Source organism: Pseudomonas sp. R3-57 (assembly GCF_051132065.1).
In the GTDB taxonomy this organism is placed as follows: Bacteria; Pseudomonadota; Gammaproteobacteria; order Pseudomonadales; family Pseudomonadaceae; genus Aquipseudomonas.
In genome coordinates this window covers 4,558,768-4,581,195 of the sequence record NZ_CP071655.1, presented here as the reverse complement: position 1 = coordinate 4,581,195, position 22,428 = coordinate 4,558,768, and the positions used below count along the sequence as shown (strand labels likewise).

The 22,428-nt window shown below is 60.3% G+C and carries 24 protein-coding genes; 15 read left to right on the top strand and 9 right to left on the bottom strand.

Translation table 11 applies throughout. From position 1 onward, the window contains the following. From J3P93_RS20600 to J3P93_RS20580, 5 genes are all read left to right on the top strand, one after another. A complete protein-coding gene (locus J3P93_RS20600; protein ID WP_434591313.1) occupies positions 1 to 711 on the top strand; it encodes a class I SAM-dependent methyltransferase in 711 nt (236 codons plus the stop codon). Further along, on the top strand, positions 708 to 1,094 hold the full coding sequence (locus J3P93_RS20595) for a GtrA family protein (protein ID WP_434591310.1): 387 nt from the start codon (positions 708 to 710) through the stop codon (positions 1,092 to 1,094). The genes J3P93_RS20600 and J3P93_RS20595 overlap by 4 nt, the downstream gene beginning before the upstream one ends. After that, a complete protein-coding gene (locus J3P93_RS20590; protein WP_434591307.1) occupies positions 1,091 to 3,187 on the top strand; it encodes a DUF6311 domain-containing protein in 2,097 nt (698 codons plus the stop codon). Before J3P93_RS20595 ends, J3P93_RS20590 begins: the two co-directional genes overlap by 4 nt. 87 nt (positions 3,188 to 3,274) lie before the next feature. Beyond that, the gene (locus tag J3P93_RS20585; RefSeq protein WP_093103766.1) at positions 3,275 to 4,195 is read left to right on the top strand and encodes a LysR substrate-binding domain-containing protein; all 921 of its coding nucleotides are present in this window, start codon (positions 3,275 to 3,277) and stop codon (positions 4,193 to 4,195) included. 165 nt (positions 4,196 to 4,360) lie between these two features. Beyond that, a complete protein-coding gene (locus tag J3P93_RS20580) occupies positions 4,361 to 4,723 on the top strand; it encodes a 5-carboxymethyl-2-hydroxymuconate Delta-isomerase (RefSeq protein ID WP_434591304.1) in 363 nt (120 codons plus the stop codon). 3 nt (positions 4,724 to 4,726) lie between these two features. Here the strand turns inward: J3P93_RS20580 and J3P93_RS20575 are convergent, their stop codons facing one another. Together J3P93_RS20575 and J3P93_RS20570 are read right to left on the bottom strand one after the other, a co-directional pair. Continuing rightward, the gene (locus J3P93_RS20575) at positions 4,727 to 5,662 is read right to left on the bottom strand and encodes a LysR substrate-binding domain-containing protein (protein ID WP_434591301.1); all 936 of its coding nucleotides are present in this window, start codon (positions 5,660 to 5,662) and stop codon (positions 4,727 to 4,729) included. Positions 5,663 to 5,838: 176 nt separating this feature from the next. Then, entirely contained in the window at positions 5,839 to 7,032 is a 1,194-nt protein-coding gene (locus tag J3P93_RS20570; RefSeq protein ID WP_434591298.1) for a cyanate transporter, read from the bottom strand. 410 nt (positions 7,033 to 7,442) lie between these two features. On the opposite strand from J3P93_RS20570, the gene J3P93_RS20565 reads away from it, so the two are divergent. From J3P93_RS20565 to J3P93_RS20545, 5 genes are all read left to right on the top strand, one after another. Further along, on the top strand, positions 7,443 to 9,092 hold the full coding sequence (locus J3P93_RS20565) for a phosphoethanolamine transferase (RefSeq protein WP_434591295.1): 1,650 nt from the start codon (positions 7,443 to 7,445) through the stop codon (positions 9,090 to 9,092). A gap of 163 nt (positions 9,093 to 9,255) precedes the next feature. After that, complete coding sequence (gene rnd / locus J3P93_RS20560) at positions 9,256 to 10,389, top strand: ribonuclease D (protein ID WP_206414876.1); 1,134 nt, start codon at positions 9,256 to 9,258, stop codon at positions 10,387 to 10,389. Beyond that, positions 10,386 to 10,679, top strand: a complete 294-nt coding sequence (locus tag J3P93_RS20555) for a YcgL domain-containing protein (RefSeq protein ID WP_203421116.1) — start codon at positions 10,386 to 10,388, stop codon at positions 10,677 to 10,679. Before rnd ends, J3P93_RS20555 begins: the two co-directional genes overlap by 4 nt. Positions 10,680 to 10,783: 104 nt before the next feature. After that, a complete protein-coding gene (locus J3P93_RS20550) occupies positions 10,784 to 11,716 on the top strand; it encodes a D-2-hydroxyacid dehydrogenase (protein ID WP_434591290.1) in 933 nt (310 codons plus the stop codon). A gap of 260 nt (positions 11,717 to 11,976) precedes the next feature. Next, entirely contained in the window at positions 11,977 to 12,426 is a 450-nt protein-coding gene (locus tag J3P93_RS20545; protein WP_090282228.1) for a YcgN family cysteine cluster protein, read from the top strand. Between the two features lie 128 nt (positions 12,427 to 12,554). Here the strand turns inward: J3P93_RS20545 and J3P93_RS20540 are convergent, their stop codons facing one another. From J3P93_RS20540 to J3P93_RS20525, 4 genes are all read right to left on the bottom strand, one after another. Continuing rightward, entirely contained in the window at positions 12,555 to 12,923 is a 369-nt protein-coding gene (locus J3P93_RS20540) for a YgaP family membrane protein (RefSeq protein ID WP_090282229.1), read from the bottom strand. An 81-nt stretch (positions 12,924 to 13,004) separates the two neighbouring features. Beyond that, on the bottom strand, positions 13,005 to 13,475 hold the full coding sequence (locus J3P93_RS20535) for an RNA methyltransferase (RefSeq protein WP_007911337.1): 471 nt from the start codon (positions 13,473 to 13,475) through the stop codon (positions 13,005 to 13,007). 209 nt (positions 13,476 to 13,684) lie between these two features. Then, on the bottom strand, positions 13,685 to 14,056 hold the full coding sequence (locus tag J3P93_RS20530; protein WP_007944009.1) for a YajD family HNH nuclease: 372 nt from the start codon (positions 14,054 to 14,056) through the stop codon (positions 13,685 to 13,687). Between the two features lie 48 nt (positions 14,057 to 14,104). Next, a complete protein-coding gene (locus J3P93_RS20525; RefSeq protein ID WP_093103748.1) occupies positions 14,105 to 14,791 on the bottom strand; it encodes a spermidine synthase in 687 nt (228 codons plus the stop codon). Between the two features lie 80 nt (positions 14,792 to 14,871). Between J3P93_RS20525 and J3P93_RS20520 the strand changes: the two genes are divergently transcribed. Beyond that, the gene (locus J3P93_RS20520; protein WP_203421118.1) at positions 14,872 to 15,156 is read left to right on the top strand and encodes a hypothetical protein; all 285 of its coding nucleotides are present in this window, start codon (positions 14,872 to 14,874) and stop codon (positions 15,154 to 15,156) included. On the opposite strand, the gene J3P93_RS20515 is transcribed toward J3P93_RS20520, so the two are convergent. Further along, the gene (locus J3P93_RS20515) at positions 15,153 to 15,626 is read right to left on the bottom strand and encodes a cyclic nucleotide-binding domain-containing protein (protein WP_090282232.1); all 474 of its coding nucleotides are present in this window, start codon (positions 15,624 to 15,626) and stop codon (positions 15,153 to 15,155) included. The two genes, J3P93_RS20520 and J3P93_RS20515, sit on opposite strands and share 4 nt — an antisense overlap. A 197-nt stretch (positions 15,627 to 15,823) precedes the next feature. Beyond that, positions 15,824 to 17,878: a S9 family peptidase gene (locus J3P93_RS20510; RefSeq protein ID WP_434591281.1), complete on the bottom strand. Its 2,055-nt coding sequence runs from the start codon at positions 17,876 to 17,878 to the stop codon at positions 15,824 to 15,826. A gap of 224 nt (positions 17,879 to 18,102) precedes the next feature. Between J3P93_RS20510 and J3P93_RS20505 the strand changes: the two genes are divergently transcribed. Genes J3P93_RS20505 through J3P93_RS20495 form a run of 3 tightly spaced genes read left to right on the top strand, consistent with a single transcriptional unit; the run spans position 18,103 to position 19,947 of the window. Next, on the top strand, positions 18,103 to 18,600 hold the full coding sequence (locus J3P93_RS20505; RefSeq protein ID WP_434591278.1) for an MFS transporter: 498 nt from the start codon (positions 18,103 to 18,105) through the stop codon (positions 18,598 to 18,600). 15 nt (positions 18,601 to 18,615) lie between these two features. Further along, entirely contained in the window at positions 18,616 to 19,392 is a 777-nt protein-coding gene (locus tag J3P93_RS20500; protein ID WP_186532168.1) for a class II glutamine amidotransferase, read from the top strand. 12 nt (positions 19,393 to 19,404) lie between these two features. Next, positions 19,405 to 19,947: a DUF2937 family protein gene (locus J3P93_RS20495; RefSeq protein WP_034153178.1), complete on the top strand. Its 543-nt coding sequence runs from the start codon at positions 19,405 to 19,407 to the stop codon at positions 19,945 to 19,947. Positions 19,948 to 20,053: 106 nt separating this feature from the next. On the opposite strand, the gene J3P93_RS20490 is transcribed toward J3P93_RS20495, so the two are convergent. Beyond that, positions 20,054 to 20,968, bottom strand: a complete 915-nt coding sequence (locus tag J3P93_RS20490; protein ID WP_434591275.1) for a LysR family transcriptional regulator — start codon at positions 20,966 to 20,968, stop codon at positions 20,054 to 20,056. Between the two features lie 158 nt (positions 20,969 to 21,126). On the opposite strand from J3P93_RS20490, the gene J3P93_RS20485 reads away from it, so the two are divergent. After that, entirely contained in the window at positions 21,127 to 22,413 is a 1,287-nt protein-coding gene (locus J3P93_RS20485) for an MFS transporter (protein WP_434591272.1), read from the top strand. The last annotated feature ends 15 nt before the right edge of the window (positions 22,414 to 22,428 follow it).

The window sequence follows — 22,428 nt, the reverse complement described above, 5'->3', positions numbered from 1 at the left end:
ATGGATCTCAAGGAAACCGACATCCTCGGCGACAGCATCGATGAGCATTGGTATTACAGCTCCAAGGCAGCGGCCACGCGACGCTTGCTTGGCGACGGGCCGATCCAGCGGATTCTCGATGTGGGCGCCGGCTCGGGATTCTTCTCGCACCACCTGCTGACCCACACCCAGGCGCGCGAGGCGTGGTGCGTCGACATCAGTTACCCCGCCGATTCCAGCGGTACTGCCGCTGGCAAACCGGTGCATTATCGCCGCGACATCGACCACGTCGACGCCGATCTGGTGCTGCTGATGGACGTGCTCGAACATGTCGACGACGACCTCGGCCTGCTCAAGATGTACGTCGACAAAGTGCCGTCAGGCAGCCGCTTTCTGATGACCGTGCCGGCGTTTCAGTTCCTGTGGAGTGGTCATGACGACTTTCTCGAACACAAGCGCCGTTACACCCTGGCGCAGTTCGAAACCCTGGCGCGCGATGCCGGTTTGACAGTGCAGCGCGGTGCCTATTATTTCGGCGCGGTGTTTCCGCTTGCCGCAGCGTTGCGTTGGCTGCCGCAGGGCGCCCAGGCGCAACCGCCGCGCTCGCAACTCAAGCGGCATCACCCGCTGGTCAATACCGTGCTCAAGACGCTTTGCAGCCTTGAGTTACCGCTGATGGGGATGAATCGTCTGGCGGGTCTGAGCGTATTTATACTGGCGCAGAAACCGTGACCCCACGCGAAAAAGCCGCGTTTATCCAGCGTGGCGTGCGCTTTGCCGTGACCGGTTTGTTCGTCACGGCTTTGCATGCGTTGGTCGCGATCGGGTTCATCAACTTCATCAGCCCTTTACCGCCCTTGGCCAACGGCGTGGCGTTCGCCGTGGCAACGGTAGTGTCGTATGTGATCAACACCACCTGGAGCTTTTCGGCGCGGTTACATGGCCGAACGCTGCTGCGGTTCCTGCTGGTGTCGCTCGGCGGATTTTTCCTGGCCATGTTGGTCGCCTGGGCGGCGCAAATGGCGGGGCTGCATTATTTGCTGGGCATCGTGGCGGTAGCGCTGACGATTCCGGCTTTCACGTTTGTGCTGCATAACTTCTGGACGTACCGATGAGGGAATTGAACAAGCATCCAGCCCTCGCGCTTTTACCTGTATTGCTGGGTGTGCTGGCGTTTTTGCTGGTGATCGGCCCGCATGCGCTGGACCCGCAGAACATCGCCTGGCTCAAGGACGGCGACCCGGCAACGCATTACCTGGGCTGGGTGAATTTTCGTCATGGGCCGTGGACATTTCCGCTCGGGCTCAATCCGTCTTATGGACTGGAGCTGGGCAGTGCGGTGATTTTTTCCGATTCCAATCCGCTGCTGGCAATACTGTTCAAAACTGTCGATGGCTGGTTGCCCGAGACGTTTCAGTATTTCGGCTTATGGTTGCTGGCCTGTTTTGTCTTGCAAGCCTGGTTCGGCTGGAAATTGCTTGGGCTCATCACCGATAACGCCGCGCTGCGCCTGTTGGGTTGCGGATTATTGGTGTTTTCGCCGCCGATGTTCTTGCGCACCGGGGGGCACCTGTCGCTTGTCGCACACTTTCTGATTCTCGCCGCGTTGTATCTGTCCTTGCATCCGGCACTGGGTCGGCGCCGCTTGGCATGGGGCACGCTGCTGGGGGCGACGGCGTTGGTGCATGCCTATTTATTAGTGATGGTGGCGTTGATCTGGGTGGCTGACCTGTTCGGTAAAGTCATGGCCGGCAAGCTGAGTCGGCGTCGGGGGCTGATCGAGTTTGGTGGCTTGTTTGCGCTGGTCAGCGTGTGTTGCTGGCAGGCGGGCTATTTCAGCATTGTCGACGGGGCGGGCGGCGGCGGTTTCGGCTGGTACCGGATGAATCTGCTCGCCCTGATCGATGCGGATGGCTGGTCGTACGTGCTGCCGGGTTTCGCCAAAGGCGGCGGCGACTACGAAGGTTTCAATTATCTGGGCCTCGGTGTGCTGATGCTGTTGCCGTTGGCAACGATTGCACTGTGGCGAAGCAACATCAGCCTGAAATCGCTGCTGCTGCGCTGGCCATGGCTGCTGGTGGCAATGATCGGGCTGACTCTGTTTGCACTGTCCAATCAGATCGGCTTCGGCGCGAGCACGTTCAGTTATCCGCTGCCGAAAATCATCGAAGGGCTGGCGAGCATTTTCCGCGCTTCGGGCCGGATGTTCTGGCCGGTGTTCTACACCTTGGTGCTGCTGGTGATCTATCTGATTGTGCGTGGATACCGGGCGCCCATCGCCATCGCCTTGCTGGCCGTGGCGTTGACCGCACAAGTCACCGACACCCGTATTGCCTGGCAGGGGCTACGCGCGACCAAAATGCTGCCGGCGTCCTCGGTGTGGACCAGCCCGATGCGCGACCCGTTCTGGGGCAGCGCCGCGGCGCACTACAAGAAGATCCGTGCCCTGATGCCGAAAAACCAGTCGGATCAATGGCAGCCCATTGCCTGGTTTGCCGCGACGCATGGCTTGAGCACCGATGCCGTGTATATGGGCCGCATGAGCCCCAAGGCACTCGACCAGGCTCAGCGTGACGCACAACGCCGGCTGAATGCCGGAGATTATGCGGCCGATTCGCTGTACATCCTCGACGATGACGCGCTGGATCTGGCGGTCAAGAGTGTGCGCAGCGAGACAGATCTGCTGGCTCGCGTTGACGACTTTGTCGTGCTGGCACCAGGCTGGAAGCGTTGCGAGCAATGCCTGCCAATGGTCGATGAGGGGCGCTCGATGTCGGCGCTGCCCTTGAGCCAACCGGGACTGGTGCAACTGTTCAATCGCAACAGCCGACAGTTGCTCAAGGGCTGGGCCGCGCCGGAAAGCTGGGGAACCTGGAGCGAAGGGCTAGAGGCGCAAATCGCTCTGCGTGTCGCGCCGCAGAGCACTGCGATCGTCATGGACGTGCTGGCGTTCGTCATGCCGCCCCGGCTGACTCAGCGGGTGATCGTCAGCATCGACGGGGTTGAGGCCTTGTCGACGCGCCTGACTCAGGTGCAAGACAACGTGCTGGAAATTCCGCTCAGCGCAGCGGTCCAGGACAAATTGAAAAATGGCCAGCCGTTGATCCTGCAAATCCATCTGCCGGACGCGACCAGTCCGCGAAACCTCGGCTTGAACGATGACGCACGCGTGATGGGGCTGGGGCTGAAATCGCTGACCGTCCGTTGAAATCGCGTTTTGTTGCGAAAACGTTGATGGACGCCGGGCTCGGCGTCTTTCTACACTGCCCGCATTCCGGGGAGCAGGGGGCAATGGATGAACCGCAATGAACTTCGCAAGGCCGATATCAACCTCATGGTGGTGTTCGAGACCTTGATGCTCGAACGCAACGTGACCCGGGCGGCGGAGAAACTGTTTCTCGGCCAGCCGACCATCAGTTCGGCACTCAACCGCCTGCGCACGATGCTCAACGACCCGCTGTTCATCCGGGTCGGCCACCGCATGGAACCGACGGCCCGCGCCGAAGATATCTTCCGTCATCTGAAGCCGGCGCTGGATTCGCTGTCGGTGGCGCTGAGCCTGACCCGTGATTTCGACCCGGCCGTGAGCACCATGACCTTTCGCATCGGCCTGTCCGATGACGTCGAGTTCGGCCTGCTGCCGCCGTTGTTGCGAGCGCTACGCCAGGAAGCACCAAACGTGGTGTTTGTGGTGCAACACGCCGATTACTGGCGGATTCCCGATCTGCTCGCGGCGGGCGATATCACCGTTGGCATCAGCCAGACCCGCGGCCTGCCGGCCAACGCCAAGCGTAAATTGCTGCGGCACATCCAGCCGAGCATTCTGCGCGCCGATGCCAGCGATACGCCGCTGACCCTGGATGAATATTGCGCGCGTCCGCATGTACTGGTTTCGCACACGGCCAATGTTAGTGGCTACGCTGACGAGTGGCTGGCGGAGCTGGGTCGCACGCGCCAGGTGGTGTTATCGGTGCCGCAATACAGCGCGTTGCCGGCGCTGCTGGCCGGTACGGACCTGATCGCCAGCCTGCCGGATTACACCGCGGCGGCGATGGCTGCGTCTGGATTGCTGTTCCAGGAGCCGTTTCCGTTCAAGACGCCGATGCTGGACCTGTCGATGGTCTGGCTCAGCCACGTCGACAGCGATCCGGCCGAGCGCTGGTTGCGTTCGCGGCTGGAAGCCTTCATGAGCGAACGGCCACAAAATCCGCTTTGACCAACATATCCTCTGTAGGAGTGAGCCTGCTCGCGATTGCGGTGTTTCACTCTGCATAAGTGTTGCCTGACACACCGCTATCGCGAGCAGGCTCACTCCTACAAAAAGCCTGGGTGCGACTGTGGTATATGTACCGCCCTACGCCCCACTGACCGGAGACTTTAAATGCCCCATCTGCACATGGAATACACCGCCAACCTGCCGCTGAACGCCGATGTTGCATTGATCCGGCTCAACAACACTCTGGTGGGGTCCGGTCAGTTTGCTGCCGAGTTCGATATCAAGGGCCGTGCGGTCAAGGTTGAGACATTCAAGGTCGGTACCGCACTCGCCGAGCGTGCTTTCGTTCACATAAAACTGGCATTGCTCAGCGGGCGGTCGCCGGAGATCAAGAAGCAGTTGTCGCAAAGTCTGCTGGCGGCGTTGCAGGACATCTGCGAATGGCCGGCCGGTGTCGAAGTGCAATTGTGTGTAGAACTGCTCGATATCGACCGCGAGTCCTACAGCAAAGCTGTGGTGGGCGTGTAGGACTCAGCTTGCATCGAGTTCGCTGCACACATTGACCACTTGCTCGCGCAGCCAGACGTTGGCGCTGTCCTGATCGACGCTCTGGCACCACTGCATGTCGAGGGTGAAGCCGGGCAAGCCGTTCGGCGCCTCGCAGTGGTTGAAGACTGCCTCGTTGGTCAGCAGACGCTGGATACGGCGGGGCAGGGTGAGGATGAAATCGGTGCCGGTAATCATCTTCAACGCCGCGCTGTAGCTGTTCGAACGCGCGATGATCTGGCGTTTCTGCGCCTGCCGCGCCAGCCAGCCATCGACCATGTTGGTGGATGAAGTCCAGGGGGTCGGGAAAACGTGGCGGCGCTCGGTGAAGGCTTGCAGGCTCAAGCGCGGTTCCAGCGGTGTAGCGCGTTTGTCGAACACGCAAACCAGATCATCTTCCAGCAGCAGGCGTGATTTCAGATCGTTGTGCTGGCGATGGAAGTTGGGGCCGAAGCTGATCACCAGATCGAGGCTGCCGTCGCGCAGTTCTTCTGCCGGGACGTCGGTCTCGAGCTTGTGCACGTTGACCATCACCGGCAAATCGTCGAAGTCGAAGCGCTTCAACAGCCGCGGCAGGATCAGTTGCTCGAAATATTCCGGCGCGCAGATGTTGAAGGTGACGGCTTGCTGGCTTGGGTCGAATGTCGGGGCGCCGGCGTGACACAGGTTGATGCTTTCGATGATCTTCTGCACATGGCCGTACATGCTGCTGGCCTTGTAGGTCGGGCGCATGCCGGTGCGGGTGTTGATGAACAGTTCGTCTTCAAAACTGGTGCGCAGTTTTTTCAGGCAGTAACTGACGGTGGACTGGCTGACGAACAGGGTTTCCGACACATCGGTGACGCTGCTTTGCTCATACACGGCGACAAACACCATGAGGTCCTGCATGTCGAGCTTTCGAAGCAAGTTACTGTTCAGCATCCGTTCTGTCTCGCTGTGCTCCTTGCGCTGAAACCGCGCAAACGTGTGCGAACGATCCTAGCGGAACGATGGTGCCAGGAGAAAGCCCTGTAAGACATTTCACGGTCACATGTGGGACAGAAACTTTTAGCAATACGACGTCAGCGATCAAAGCGGATAAAGCTGGCCAGAGGCCTTCAGCTCGCTGGTGAAAAGTGTCGGCGGTAGTGCCGTGGGTCGAAGTGCAACACCATCAGCAGCATCAGCGCCATGACTGCCGTCAGCGACCACCACGCCCACTCGAAGCTGCCCAGGCGGTCGCGGAGCAACCCGGCCAGCAGTGGCGAGAGCCCGGCGATCAGATACCCGATGCCCTGCACGAACGCCGTCAGGCCACCGGCCCGCTGCGGGTCGTCGAGGTGATCGAGCGCGACGATCAGACTCATCGGAAACAAACCGCCGATGCCCAGGCCCAGCAGGCACGGCCAGACCAGGCTCAATTGCTGTGGACTTAGGACCAGGCCGCAGAACCCGGCAATGATCAGCGCCAGTAATATCATCAGGATCGCGCGTCGATCGCGGCTGCGGTTGGCGATAGCGGGAACGAGCAGGCCGGAAATCACTTCCATCGCCGTCAGAAAACCCAACAACAGCCCGGCGTTTTCTTCGCTCCAGCCTTGTTCAACGTAGTACGGAGCGAGCCAGGCGAGCACACAGGTGTAGGACGCAGTCCCCAGTCCGAAGAAAATCGCCAGTAACCAGGCACGACCGTTACTGGCGAAAACGTCCTTCTTCGCGGCCAGCGTCAGGCTATCGCGCAAATGACGCCCTTGTGCCCACCAGACCAACAGCGCCATTACTGCCAGCAAGGACCATACCGCCAGACCTATACGCCAGCTCGCGGTCTGCACCATCACCCAGGGCGCGAAGGTCGCCGCCAGCGCCGCGCCGCCCATGATCGACGTGACATACAGGCCCATGCACAGCGCCACGTTGTCGGTGAAACGCGACTTGATCAACGCAGGCATCAACGCCTGAATCAACGCAATGCCGATACCTGCCAGCACGGCGCTGATAATCAACCCGGTCGCGGTATCGACAAACAGCCGCGCCAGCGTTGCCAGCGCAATGATCAGCAGCGACACCAACACCGTGCGCTGTTGGCCGAGGCGCTGGCTGATTGCGAGACCGAAAAACATCGCCAGCCCCATCGCCATCACTGGCAGCATGGTCAGCAGTGACGCGAGGCTGAAACTCAGCGGGATTTCACCGCGAATGGCCGACAGCAGGGGGCCGACCGCCGCCATCGACGGCCGCAGATTGAGTGCGACGAGGATGATGGCGAGCATCAATCCCGCAGCGGGGCGAGCGGTGGCGTGGGCGGTGTGCATGGCGTGTCCCTGGCGAGCTGCGGCGATGGATTAGGCGCGAAGCCACCCGTGCCGGGCAAACCAGAAAATCCACAGCACTACTTAATAACTCGATACCACCTCAACCCTCTGTAGGAGTGAGCCTGCTCGCGATAGCGGTGTGTCATTGAGCATAAGTGTTGCCTGACACACCGCTATCGCGAGCAGGCTCGCTCCTACAGGGGGCCCTGTATAACTGAATAAAACCTGAACCATTCTCAAATACATACTTGGTCCGGCGATATTATTAAAGGCCAACTAATCGTTGGCGTCTTTTTCACAAAAAATTGATGGTTGCCTGCCTAAAGTTTGTATGCACTTGGTTAATGAGTTTTTCACAAATGAAAAAGTCGTTACAACCAAGGCTCTTCTTTTCAGGAACAGCCCCTTCTATGTTCAAGTCAAAAGCCGTGCGCCCGGAATGGGTGACGTTGATCGCCAGTGCCTTTCTTCTGATCGGTTTCAACCTGGTGCTCTGGCAGCGCCTGTTCGCGATCACCGGCGCCGATGGCCGGGGCATCGCCATGTGTGTGGCTTTTGCTGTGATGATCCTTGCCGCATTCAATCTGGTGCTGACGGTATTTGCCTTTCGCCCGCTGCTTAAACCGTTGCTGATCGCGCTGTTTTTAACCAGTGCCGGCGTGGCTTATTTCATGAATCAGTATGGCGTGATGATGGATGCCGGCATGTTTCGCAATTTTGCCGAAACCAATGTCACGGAAGTTCGCGATCTGCTGTCGTTGAAGTTGTTTGCTTTTATTCTGGTGCTCGGTGTCTTGCCTTCATGGCTGCTGTGGAAAGTGCCGGTTAATTATCGTCGCTGGCATCGCGAGCTCTTCAGTAAAGTTGTGGTGAGTGTGGCCAGCGCTGCCGTTATTGGCGGGGTGGCATTGGCCAACTATCAAGGCTTGTCCTCGCTGTTTCGCAACCATCATGAAATTCGCTTGATGCTGGTGCCGAGCAACTTTATCGGCGCCTCTGCTGGTTATTTGCGTGAACAAGTCGCTTCCGCACAGCAGCCGTTCATCAAAATCGGCGAAGACGCCCAGCGGAATCCGGACATCAAGTTGCAACCGCGTAAATCCCTGACCGTGCTGGTCGTCGGCGAAAGCGCCCGTGCGGAAAACTTCGGCATCCTCGGTTACCCCCGCGACACCACCCCGACACTCGACAAGGAAGCCGGGCTGATCGCCTTCACCGATGTACATTCCTGTGGCACGGAAACCGCCGTGTCGGTGCCGTGCATGTTCTCCAACATGGGCCGCAAGAACTACGACGCGAGCAAGGCGAAGAATGAGGAAGGTCTGCTCGATGTGCTCAAGCGTGCCGGCATTGACGTGATCTGGCGCGACAACCAGTCCGGCTGTAAAGGCACTTGCGATCGCGTCACGGTGCAGGATGTCAGCAATCTGAAGGATCCGGCGCTGTGCGCCAACAGCGAATGCCGCGACGAAATTCTCCTGCAAGGCCTGCAGAGCTTTATCGATCATCTGGACAAGGACACCGTGCTGGTATTGCACCAGATGGGCAGCCACGGCCCGGAATACTTCAAGCGCTATCCGAAGGAATACGAGCACTTCACCCCGGTCTGCGAAAGTAACGCGCTGAACAATTGCAGCCGCGAAAGTATCGTCAATGGCTACGACAACACGCTGGTCTACACCGATCATGTGCTGTCGAGCCTGATCGATGTATTGCGCAGCAATCAAGACAAAGTCGATACCGCGATGTTGTATCTGTCCGATCACGGCGAGTCGCTGGGCGAGTACAACCTGTTCCTGCATGGCACGCCTTACATGCTGGCGCCGGAACAACAGAAACATGTGGCGATGCTGGCGTGGTTCTCCGACAGTTATCAAAAAGCCTACTCGGTCGACACGCACTGCCTGCAGATGAGCCGCGACAAACCGCTGAGCCAGGACAATCTGTTTCACTCGATGCTCGGCCTGCTGGAAGTCAAAAGCAGTGTTTACCAGGCCGATCTGGACTTGTTTGCCGGTTGCCGTGGTGCGGTGATCGACGGCGTGCTGGCCAAGGACTGAACAATCTCGGGCCCGTCGTGCTGACGCGACGGGCCTGTCTACTTCCTCTGTCAGACTATTCTTTCCATATCGCAGGACATTTCGTTACAGCTGTTACCCTTCCCAGGCGCGTAAATCGCCGGTGGCGATATATACTGCGCGCCATTCTTCAAGGGAGAGCCGTGTGGCTATCGATATTCACTGGATTCGCGACAACGAAAGCCTCGCGCAGTTTTGCGCTGAGTGGCAGCAGCTGCCGTTCGTTGCCCTCGACACCGAATTCATGCGGGTCGACACCTTCTATCCGATTGCTGGCCTGCTGCAGGTTGGCGACGGCAAACGCGCCTACCTGATCGATCCGCTGACCATCAATGCCTGGCAACCGCTGGCGGCGTTGCTGGAAAACCCGGCGGTGCTGAAAGTGCTGCACGCCTGCAGCGAAGACCTCGAAGTGCTGTTGCGTCTGACCGGCAGCCTGCCGGCGCCGCTGTTCGACACCCAGTTGGCTGCCGCGTACCTGAACCTCGGTTTCTCGATGGGTTACTCGCGGCTGGTGCAGTCAGTGCTCGGCATCGACCTGCCCAAAGGCGAAACCCGTTCCGACTGGTTGCAACGTCCGCTGTCCGAGACGCAGATCAGCTACGCCGCCGAAGATGCCGTGCATCTGGCCGAAGTATTTGTCGAACTGCAGCCCAGGCTGTCCGCCGACAAGTTCGCCTGGGTGCTGGAAGATGGCGCCGAACTGGTCGCCAACCTGCGCCGCGAAACCGATCCGTACGAGGTTTACCGCGAGGCCAAGCTGGCGTGGAAACTGTCCCGTGCGCAACTGGCCGTGCTGCGCGAACTGTGCGCCTGGCGCGAGCGTGAGGCGCGAGCCCGCGACCTGCCGCGCAACCGCATCGTCCGCGAGCATTCACTGTGGCCGCTGGCCCGCACGCAACCGGACAATCTCGCCGCGCTGGGCAAGATCGAAGACATGCACCCGCGTACCGTGCGTCAGGACGGCCAGTTTCTGCTTGATCTGATCAAGCGCTCTGGCAGTGTGGGGCCTGATCAATGGCCGCCCGCCGTCCCGGAGCCGTTGCCGATCGAAGCCGCTGCGCTGATCAAACGCCTGCGCGCACTGGGGCAGGCCGAGGCTGAGCGTCTGGATATCGCGCCGGAACTGATGCTGCGCAAGAAAACCCTCGAAGCGCTGGTCAAAAGCGGCTTCCCCGAGGGGCCTTACCAATTGCCCGAGTCGTTGCGTGGCTGGCGCCGCGAACTCATGGGTCAGAAGCTGCTCGACAGCCTGGCCACCGCCGGAGAACAGCCTTGAAACGTATCTGCTCCATCTACCAAAGCTCCAAGCGCAGCGGCATGTACCTTTACGTGCTCAAAAGCGATGCGCTCGAGCGCGTGCCGGAAGCGCTGATGCTGGCGTTCGGCAAAGCGAAACATTCCTTCGATCTGGTGCTGTCGCCTGAGCGCAAACTGGCCAGCGAAGACATCACCGTGGTCCTGGAAAACCTCGACAAGCAGGGCTATCACCTGCAGATGCCGCCGGCCGAGGACGAGTACATCGAGCACTTGCCCGAAGAGTTGCTGCGCCGCAACGACCCGGTCTGATCGGCGTGGCTCTGTTCTGAGCCTCGATTCCCCCTGGAACTGTTTTTACCGCGATGGCCGCCGGAATCCGGCGACCGTCTGCACGGCTTGCGAAAGGTTTGAAGATGCGCGTTCTGATTGCTGAACACGACCACGCGATATACGCCCGGCTGCTGCGTCAGGCAGCGCCCGAGCTTGAAGTACTGACCAGCGGCGACTCCGCCGAACTGGCGCGGCAGGCTGCCGATTGCCCGGTGTGGCTGGGCCAGCCGGACCTGCTGGCAACGCTGTTGCGCCAAGGGCATCAGCCACAATGGCTGCAATCAACCTGGGCCGGGATCACGCCGTTGCTCGCCGACGGCTTGCGCCGCGATTATCGCCTGACCCGTGCGGTGGGGATTTTCGGTCAGGTGATGGCTGAATACGTGCTGACCTACATGCTCGGCCATGAGCGCGAAGTGCTGGCGCGTCTGGTCAGCCAGGTCGAGCGCAAGTGGGACAACCGCAGTGGCCAGAGCCTGGCCGGGCGCAAGGTGCTGATCGTCGGCACCGGGGATATTGGCCAGAGCGTGGCGCAGTTTCTGTTGCCGTTCGGCATCGAGTTGTACGGCATCGCCAGCAGCGCCCGTGAGCAGGCGCCGTTTGTCGAAGTCGGCTCGATGGTGGATCTGCCGCGCCTGGTCGGGGAGGTCGATTACGTGGTCAATCTGCTGCCCAACACCGAGCACACCCACGATATCTACGATGCGGCGCTGTTCAAGCAATTCAAACCGACCGGATTGTTCATTAACGCCGGGCGCGGTGTCGCGGTTGTCGATGCTGATCTGGTGGAGGCGCTGAAAGAAGGGCATCTGGCCGGCGCAGTGATCGACGTCTGTCGGCAGGAGCCATTGCCGCAGCGCCATCCGTTCTGGACCGCTTGGGGCCTGTTGCTGACCGGGCATAGCTCGGCGCCGACTTCACCGGCGTTGATGGTGCAACTGTTTGTCGACAACCTGAAGGCCTATCAGGCGGGCGAGACGTTGCGCGGGGAAGTGGATTTCGACCGCGGTTATTGACCCGCTGCTTACCTTGAGATGCGCAAAACCTGTAGGAGCCAGCCTGCTGGCGATTGCGCAGTGGCAGTAAGCAACACTGTTGACTGACAGGACGCTATCGCCAGCAGGCTGGCTCCCACAGTGTTTTGTGGTGTGGTTCGGAAGGCTGGCGGGGCGATGACTAACAAGCGCCCTTTACCGACAGTCGCCAGCGCTTGGCCCGCAGCCCCGCTGGCACTAGACTGGCGGCCTTTTCACCACCTGATGTTGATGCTTGAGCCATGGCCGCGATAGTCGAACCGTTCTGGAAACGCAAAACCCTCGATCAGCTCGATCACGAGGAATGGGAATCGCTGTGCGACGGCTGCGGTCTGTGCTGCCTGCAGAAACTCGAGGATGAAGAAGACAACAGCGTCTATTACACGCGCATAGCCTGCAAACTGCTGGATCTGAAAACCTGTCAGTGCAGCGATTATCCGAACCGCATCCAGTTCGTCCCAGACTGCATTCAGCTCACACCGGGTCAGGCTGAAGAATTCAAATGGCTACCGCCGACCTGTGGCTATCGCCTGGTCAGCGAGGGCAAGGACCTGCCATTGTGGCATCACCTGGTGTGTGGCGATCGCGACGCGGTGCACCACGAGCGGATTTCTCAGTCCGGGCGCATGCTGGCCGAGGGCAGCGTGCCCGAGGATGACTGGGAGGATCACCTGATCTTTCGCGCGGGATGAGCCTGTAGACCCGCATGTTTCTGCGGCACCGTCATCGCGAGCAGGCTCACTCCTACCTTAGAAACGCGTTCCCTTGTAGGAGTGAGCCTGCTCGCGATGACGTCATATGCCTCACCGCAAGATTCGGATCAAACCGCAGCTTTCGGCGACTTCAGCGAATCATTGCCGGTCACGGTGGCGGTTTCAGTCGCCACTTCGGCATTGGTTTTCAGCTTGTTCAGTTCTTCCCCGGCGCGCTCGATTTTCGCCCGCACGTTATTCATGTCCTGACGACTTTTCTCCAACAGGCTCTTCGCCGAGCAGTGCCCGGTAATCCCGCGGGCCATGGCCATGCCGCCGAGGGCCACCTGGATCAGGCCGAATACCCCCCCGCGGCGCAGCCCTTTGCCGACCATCAGCACGCCGCCGGTCAACGAGCCAATGCGCTCCCAGCCGTGGACGTTCTGGTTGGAATGAGATTGAAACGGGGTCGATTCGACGCGCTTGAGCTCGGACATGATGGTTCTCCAGGCAATCAATGATGGATAAACAAGCTGACTGCCGCGGCGACCAGCTTGTTCCATCGAATGTGCGACGCTTCAGCGGAATTTCGGTCCGGAGCGAGTGTTCAGGCCTTTGGCCATGCGGTCGTACAACACGACGTTGACCGTGGCGGCGAGGTTCATGCAGCCGGTGGTCGGGATGTACACGACGTCTTCACACCAGTCGCGGATCTCTTTGTCCAGCGAGCCGTCTTCCGGGCCAAAGATGTACAGCGCGCGATCCGGGTGGGTGTATTCCGGCAGCGGGCGGGCGCCCTCGACCAGTTCCACGGCGACGGGCACACAATTGAGCGGGAGAATCTTTTTCAGATCATCGATGCCGATCAGCGGGATGTCATAGTGCACGCGTTTGGTATCGGTGACGAAGTCCGCGGCGCGTTCATAACGCTTGCCGGTATAGAACACCGACGCCACGCCATAGCAGCCGGCGGCGCGCATCACCGAACCGACGTTCTCGGGTGATTTGGGGTTATACAAACCAATGCAGCTGTACCGTTTGTCTGCCACGAGCGGGGTGCCTTCGGGAAAAAGAGCGCGATTATACGGGGATTGGGGGAGGGCGGGCAGGTTCAAGATCTGCGGTGTTTGGCCCGGCCTCATCGCTGGCAAGCCAGCTCCCACAGGTTTTCCGGGATACCCACAAAATTTGTGAACGACCCTGATCACTGTGGGAGCTGGCTTGCCAGCGATGGGGCCAGTTCAGGCACTGAAGAATTTCAGTCTTCTTTTTTCATCAGCCCGGCCAGTGCGGCAAACGGGTTATGCGTGGCCTTGGCGATTTTCGGCGTGCTCAGCGAGCCTTCGCCGAAGTACTGCTGATCGGTATAACGCGAGTGCTCGTTATCGTGGCAGTACAGGCACAGCAGCTCCCAGTTCGAGCCATCCTGGGGGTTGTTGTCGTGGTTGTGGTCGCGGTGGTGCACGGTGAGTTCGCTCAGGCGCTTGCCGGAGAATTCACGGGCGCAGCGGCCGCAGACGTGCGGGTACATCTTCAGGGCTTTGTCGCGGTAGCCCATTTCCTTGTCGCGCTGGTTGTCGGCGAGGATGCGGTCCAGCTTCGACGTGTTGGTGGGGGTGGACGAACTCATGGATTCACCTTTGCAGAAGACGAATGACGGTTATGCAGGCAGTTTAGCTCAGCCCTTGAGTTTCTCGGCAATCCAGATCGTGTGCCGGGTGCCCTTGTTGCCATGGGCGAAGACCTGGACTTCCTCGGCCTTGAAGCCGGCTTTTTTCAATTTGTCGGAAAATTGCCGGTCAGCGCTGGCCGACCACACCGCGAGCACACCTTTGGGGCGCAAGGCCTTGGCGCACGCATTCAGCCCGGCGGCGGAGTACAGCCAGCTGTTGGCCTTCTGGGTCAGGCCTTCGGGGCCGTTGTCGACGTCGAGCATAATCGCGTCAAAGCCGTTCGGTTCGCTTTGCAGCACATTGGCCACGTCTTCCTGACGAATCACCGTGCGCGGATCGAGCAATGGCCGACCGGACTTTTCCCCCAGCGGGCCACGGTTCCACTCGACCACGCCGGGCACCAGTTCGGCGACCACCACTTCGGCGGATTTACCCAGATGCTTAAGTGCCGAAGCCAGGGTGAAGCCCATGCCGAGGCCGCCGATCAGCACGCGCGAATCCGGCCGTCCGGCGACCTTGCGGCAGGGAATCTCGGCCAGCGCATCTTCCGAGCCGTGCATGCGCGTGTTCATCAATTGCCCGCCGTCGCCGCCCTGGATCTTGATGACGAAGTCCTCGCCATACTCGAACAGGCACAGGGCACCGCCGCTTTCAGGGATCGGGGTGGTGTCGAGCAGAACGAAACGTTTCATGGAAATCTCTACAGGGGGGAAGGCAAGCAGGCTTGTTGGGAGTAGCCTGAGCACAGACTAGAGGCCAAACGGAGCCCTTGATGAAGCGCACCATTCTAACGGTCATTGCCCTGGCCGCGCTCGCGATTACTGCGGCGCAGGCGCAGCAGGCGATTCCGGTCAGCCCGACGCCGCAGCCCGGTTCGCCCGGCACCGCGACACCGACGCCGTATCCGCAGATTACGCCGATCACTCTGCCCAAGTCCGGCGCCGGCAGTGGCAGCCCGCCGCTGGTGCCGATCGAGATGCCCAGCCCGCCAAGCAAGGATCAACCGGTACCGGGCATCGAACCGAACGGCACCAAGGCCAAATCACCCGGCGGTTAAACCTGTTGCGCCGCCAATTGGCCGTCGGCCATGCGCAGGCGTTTCGACAGCGAGACGGCGAGGGCGCGGATGATCTTTGCGGCGATCTTTGGCGCGTCGTTGAGCATTTTTTCCAGCGAATCCTTGCCCAGGTTCAGCAACTGGCAGTTACTCGCCGCAATGCAGGTGGCCGAGCGCCGCTCGCCGTCAAGCACGGCCATTTCGCCGAACGCCCGGCCGCTGCGCAGGGTGGCCATGGTAATGACCTGGCCGTCGGCGCCGGTTTTCTGCACCGCCACCTGGCCGGTATGGATGATGCACATGAAACTGCCGGCATCTCCCTCGTGAAAGATTGCTTCGCCTTGCGCCACGGTGCTGATGCTGAAGTAGCCGGACGCGGCCGCAAAGTCGGCCAGTTGCAATTGGTCGAACAGGCCGCAATCCATCAGCCAGTCGCGGATTTCGTTGTTCAGTAAGGTCGGTTCTGACATGTCGTCACGGTCTTTTTGTTTTCACATTTTCAGGCGTTACACGATCCCCTTGTAGGAGTGAGCCTGCTCGCGATAGCGGTGTGCCATATTCAAATCACCGGTGACTGACACACCGCTATCGCGAGCAGGCTCACTCCTACAGGGGTTCTGTGGAAGGCTCGGGTCTGAGTTAAGACCCAAGCGCCCCACAGAGTTCCTCAGGCCAGGCCCAAAACCTTGAACACAAACGCATATTCGAGCGCTACGTCACGTAATCCCTGATAACGCCCGCTCATGCCGCCATGCCCGGCGCCCAGTTCGGTCTTGAGCAGCAGCAGATTGTTGTCGGTCCTGGTCGCGCGCAATTTAGCCACCCACTTGGCCGCTTCCCAATATTGCACGCGGCTGTCGTTGTAGCCGGCGATCACCAGCAGCGGCGGATAAGCCTGCGTGGTGACGTTTTCGTACGGCGCGTAAGCCTTGATCCGATCATAGACGTCCGGTTCTTCCGGGTTGCCCCATTCGTCGTATTCGGTGACGGTCAGCGGCAGTTCCGGGTCGAGCATGGTGTTGAGCACGTCGACGAACGGCACTTCGGCAATCGCCACGCCGAACAGGTCGGGACGCTGGTTCAGCACCGCGCCGATCAGCAAGCCACCGGCGCTGCCGCCGCTGATTGCGAGTTTTTCTGCGGTGGTGATGCCGTTGAGAATCAGAAACTCGGCGCAGGCGATGAAATCGCTGAAGGTGTTGTGCTTGTGTTCCTGTTTGCCGGCGCGGTACCACGCCTCGCCCAGTTCGCCGCCGCCACGCACATGGGCGATGGCGAAGGCCATGCCGCGATCGAGCAGGCTCAGGCGCGCATGGGAAAACCACGGATCGAGGCTGGAACCGTAAGCGCCATATCCATAGAGATACAGCGGCACCGGTTTGCCGAGCATTTCGCGATTCATCACCAGGCTGATCGGCACTTGCGTGCCGTCCGGCGCGGTCGCCCACAGGCGCTGACTGACGTAGGCATCGGCATCGAACGGGCCGAGCACCGGCGTTTCCTTGAGCACCGTTTGTTCGCCCGTGGCGAGGATCAATTGACGCACCTGCGCCGGGCGGTTCAACGCTTCGTAACGCAGGCGAATGCGGTCGCTGACAAACTCCAGGCTGTTCTGCACATAGAGACTGTAGGCCGCATCCGGCAATTGCACGCGATACGGTGCCAGACCGTGCGGGTGCACTTCGATGATCGGCAAGCCACCTTCGCGCAGGCTCAGGGTCATGGCTTCGGCGTTGAGACTGACCCCGTCGAGCATCACCTCTTCGTTGTGCGGGATCAGGTTTTGCCACTCCGCCTCGCTCGGCGGCACGCCAGTGTCTGGCGCCTGATACAGCGCATAGTTGATGCCGTCGCGGTTACTGCGGATGAACCAGGTCCAGACGCCGTCGAGCATGCCGTGATCGACATCGTATTCATGGTCTTCGACCCGCGGCGCCAGACAGGTGAACGGCAGGTGCGGCTGGTTGGCATCCAGTGCCCAGACTTCACTGGTGGTCTTGCTGCCCAGCGACAGCAGCAACTGCTGCTCGGAGCTTGCACGATAGCAGTGCAGGAAAAAACGCCCATCCGGCTCATGAAACACTTCTTCCGCTGCGGTACCGTCAAGACGATAACGGAACAGTTTGTGCGGGCGGTGCGTGTCGTCGAGCACGCCGAAAAACAGGGTCAGGCTGTCGTTGGCCCAAGTCATGCTGCCGTCGCAGTCGGCAAATTCAAGCTCGCTGACGCGGTCGCTGGACAGCTCTTTGACGAACAGTGTGTAAATTTCATCGCCCGAAGCATCGACGCTGTAGGCCAGACGCTGATGGTCGGGGCTGATGCTGAACGCGCCCAGCGAAAAGAAGCCGCCGTTGGCCAGGGCGTTCGGGTCGAGCAGCAATTGTTCGCGGCTTTCGTCGAGGGTCAGGCTGTCGTCGGCCGGACGCGGGCAGCGATAGTGCCGGGCGTATTCGTCGCCGGCGGTGGTGCGCGTGTAATACAGGTACGGGCCCCACGGCGACGGCAACGACAGGTCGGTTTCGAGGATCCGGCCCTTGATCTCGTTGAACAGGGTTTCACGCAGCTCGGCCTGATCGGCGGTTTGCGCTTCCTGGTAAGCGTTTTCGGCCTTGAGGTAATCGAGCACCGCGTCGGTGTCGCGCTCCTGCAGCCAGGCATACGGGTCGGCGCCGGGCGCCCGGTGGGCGATCGGGGCAGTGATGACGTTGGCGGATTCGGGCATGGAAGGCTCTCGGACAATTCGGAATAAGGGTTTTCGCGGGTCTTGAAAGCGCCGCAAAACCCTGTAGGCCTTCGCCTGCTCGCGATAGCGGTGTGTCATTCAAATCAATTCTGACTGAGATACCGCCATCGCGAGCAGGCTCACTCCTACAAGGTGTGTGTCTATTGGGACAAGCCGCATGGGCGAAAAGTCGTTACTATAAGCGCCTCTTTGCCTGCCTTGCCATGGACACCATGACCGAGAACGACTATCTGATCGCCTGGGGCCTCTACGCCTTTGCTGCCGTAGGCTGCCTGTTGGTATGGATGCGCCTGACCACCTGGATGTGGCGCTGGTTGCGCGAGCCGCTGCGTGTGCTGATGGCGGTGTTGCTGTTCAGCCCGACCATCGTCGATCCGGTGAAAGCCAAGGTCGCGCCGGCCATCGCCATTACCGCCCTGGACCTGCTGTTCAAGGTCGGCAACAACGCCTGGCGGGCGGTGTCCGACCTGTTCATGTACGGCATGATCGCGCTGGGTATCTATCTGGTGTTCGTATTGATTCGGCTACCGATCGAGCGTGCCTCCAAAGCACGCCGCGAGCAGGCTGAAGCGGCCAGGGCTGCGGCGCGCGCCGATGAACGCGACGACGATCAGCCCTTCGGTGGTGCCGGTGATGACCGTTATGGCCGCCCGCCAGTGCCGAACAATCCGCAGCGCATGCGGGTCGAGCCGCGTCTGTAATCCGAGAGTCCGCACATGTGTGAATTATTGGGCATGAGTGCCAACGTGCCGACCGACATCGTGTTCAGCTTCACCGGCCTGATGCAGCGCGGCGGTCGTACCGGCCCGCACCGCGACGGCTGGGGCATCGCCTTTTATGAAGGTCGCGGCTTGCGCCTGTTCCAGGACCCCGCGGCGAGCAGCGAGTCGGAAGTCGCCAACCTGGTGCAGCGCTACCCGATCAAGAGCGAAGTGGTCATTGGGCACATTCGTCAGGCCAACGTCGGCAAGGTCTGCCTGTCCAATACCCATCCGTTCGTGCGCGAGCTGTGGGGCCGCAACTGGTGCTTCGCGCACAACGGCCAGCTTGCCGAATTCACTCCGATCAAAAGTTTCTACCGTCCGGTCGGCGATACCGACAGCGAAGCGGCGTTCTGCGATTTGCTTAACCGTGTGCGCGCCGCGTTCCCGGAGCCGGTCGATATCGAAGTGCTGTTGCCAGACCTGGTCGCGGCCTGCGCTGAATATCGCAGCAAGGGCGTGTTCAACTGCCTGCTCAGCGACGGCGACTGGCTGTTCTGCTATTGCTCGACCAAACTGGCGCAGATAACCCGGCGCGCACCGTTCGGCCCGGCGCGGCTGAAAGATGTCGATGTGATCGTCGACTTCCAGGCGGAAACCACGCCCAACGACGTAGTGACGGTGATCGCCACCGAACCGTTGACCGAAAACGAAACCTGGACCCGCTACGAACCGGGCCAATGGAGCCTGTGGCGACGCGGCGAATGCGTCAGCCAGGGCAAGACCGAATAAGGATTGCAGCTCATGTTGCTCAGTTATGTACGGCTGGTGTTGTTTGCGGCGGGTCTGTTGATCGGTGTCCAGGTGCCGGGGTTCATCAACGATTACGCGAAACGTGTCGAGGCGCATCTGATCGAAGCGCAAACCGGCCTGCGTGGCTTCCAGGGCACGGCCGAGCAGTTTTTCAAAGGTGACATGCAGGCGCTGGTCGCGCATTACCGCGCCAGCGAAGACCCGATATTCCGCAGCGATGCCGACAGCCTGAACACCTTGCTCACCCGTCAGGTTGCGCTGGACAAACAATTCCAGGCGATGCAAGGGCCGTGGTACATCCGCTTTCTGCAAGTGGTGCTGGCCGCCGATCCGGACATTCGCAAGGAAACCTGGAACGGCTACAGCTATCAGATTCTGCTGACCCCGGAGGCGATGATCTGGGGCATGAGTGGCGCGCTGCTGCTGTCGTTCGGCATCGAATGCCTGTTCCGCCTGATCGACTGGGTTGTGCTCGGCGGCCGACGCCTGCGCCAGAGTCGACCGATCGAAGACCGCGATGTGCGCGGCCTTTGATCGTTCCCACGCTCTGCGTGGGAATGCAGCCCGGGACGCTCTGCGTCCCTTTCAAGCCGAACGCGGTGCGTCCGTGGAAGTATTCCCACGCAGAGCGTGGGAACGATCATGACGTGAGGGTGACGTAACCCGTGCCCACCTTGCGCGCATAGTCCGCCAACACCTGCCGACACAACGTCACAATCTCCTCGACCCACTCAACCCCGATCCGCCACGACACCACCACCGGCAAATCCGCCGGCCGCTGATCAACATTCAGCAAGATCAAATCCTCGCGCGCCAGTTCTTCGGCCACCAGCACCGGCGGCAGCACACCGATACCAAATCCGTCGCGAAGTAACCGCGTGATCGCCGACACCGAATTCACACAGTTCAGGCGTGGCACCAGCACGCCATTGGCCTGCATCAACGCCAGCAAGTCCTGATGCGGCCGTGAGTTTTTCGAGTAGGTGATGATGCGTTCCTGCGCCAGTTCGGCGAGGTCGGCGTAGTCGCGGTGGTAGATCGACTGGCTGGCGACGATCCAGCCCAACGGATGGCTGGCCAGTTCCAGGCTGCGCACGCTTTCATGGCGGATCAGATCGGTCTGCAGAATGATGTCGAGAAAGCCTTTTTGCAGTTGATCGCAGAGGTTCAGCGCGGTATCCGCGACCAGTTCGATTTCTACCCGTGGATACAGATCGGTCATCTGCGCCACCAACGGGCTGAGCCAGGTGTGAATTACCGTGTCCATCACACCGATGCGCACTCGGCCGATCTTGCTTGAACGGGTTTCGATCGATTGTTTCAGCGCCGCCATGGTGTCGAGCATCTGCTCAGCGTAGTCGAGTACTTTCAAACCTTCGGGCGTCAGGCTCACGCCGCGCGAGTCACGCAAGAACAGCTTCACCCCAAGCTCGCCTTCGAGCACCGCGATGCGGCTGGAGATTGACGCCTGCGTGGTAAACAGCTTGTCGGCGGTCAGGCGAAAACTCTTCAGTCGGGCGACCCAGACAAAGGTCTCGAGAAACTTCAGGTTCATGGGCAAGGCTCGGGTGACAAGTTTTTCTTATGCCTAAGGCGGGTTTTTATTCGTTGGACGCACAAGCGCCGTGCGGCGAAAAATCGGCGCATGCGGTTCCCACGATAGGCGTCGTCGGAGCTTCGAACAAGACCAATAAAAACCTGCGGAGATTTGCCATGAGTGCTCCCGACACCCTCCCTTTATCCGAGCCTGCGGCACGTCCGGGGCCGTTCGACTGGTACCGCAACATCAACCAGCAGGAGCGCCGTACCTTCTGGAGCTGCAAGATCGGCTATGGCCTCGATGGCATGGACACGCAGATGCTCAGTTTCGTCGTGCCGACCCTGATCGCGATGTGGGGCATCAGCACCGGCGAAGCGGGGCTGATTCACACCAGCACCTTGATCGCCTCGGCCATTGGCGGCTGGGTCGCCGGGATTCTCTCCGACCGCATCGGCCGCGTGCGCACCTTGCAACTGACGGTGCTGTGGTTTGCCTTCTTCACGTTCCTCTGTGGCTTTGCGCAAAACTACGAACAATTGTTGATCGCGCGCACCTTGATGGGCTTCGGCTTTGGCGGTGAATGGACCGCGGGCGCGGTGCTGATCGGCGAGGTGATCCGCGCCAAGGACCGCGGCAAAGCAGTCGGTATGGTGCAGTCAGGTTGGGCGTTGGGCTGGGGCCTGACGGCGATTCTCTATGCCGTGCTGTTCTCGCTGTTGCCACCGGAAGACGCCTGGCGCGCGCTGTTCATCCTCGGCATTGTGCCGGCGATTTTCGTGATATTCGTGCGGCGTCTGGTGAAAGATCCGGAGATCTATCGCGAGGCCAAAGCGGCGCAAACGCCGGAGAACCCAGCGAAGTTCTATGAGATTTTCGCCCCGGGCATGCTGTTCACCACGTTCCGTGCGTCGTTGCTGACCACCGGTGCGCTAGGCGGTTACTACGCAATCACCTCATGGCTGCCGACCTTTTTGAAAAACGAGCGCGGCTTGAGTGTGCTCGGCACTGGCGGCTATCTGGCGATGGTGATTGTCGGTTCTTACGTCGGCTATGTGATCAGCGCCTATCTGACCGACCTGCTGGGGCGCAAAAAGAATTTCATCCTGTTCGCGGTCGGCTCGTTCACCATCGTTCTGCTTTATACGCAGATGCCAGTGAGCAACGGGGTAATGCTTTGGCTGGGCTTTCCACTGGGCTTTTTCGCTTCAGGGATTTTCAGCGGCATGGGTGCGTTTCTCACTGAACTGTTTCCTACCCGTATTCGCGGATCCGGGCAGGGCTTCTGCTACAACATTGGCCGCGCATTGGCGGCACTGTTTCCGCTGTTGATCGGCCTGCTCAGCCAGAAGGTGCCGTTGAGCGTAGGTATTGGTGCGTTCGCGGCGGTGTCGTATGGCGTGGTGATAATCGCCGCGCTGAGCCTGCCGGAAACCCGTGGCAAGCAACTCGACGCGCAGTAACTGATAACCTGCCAG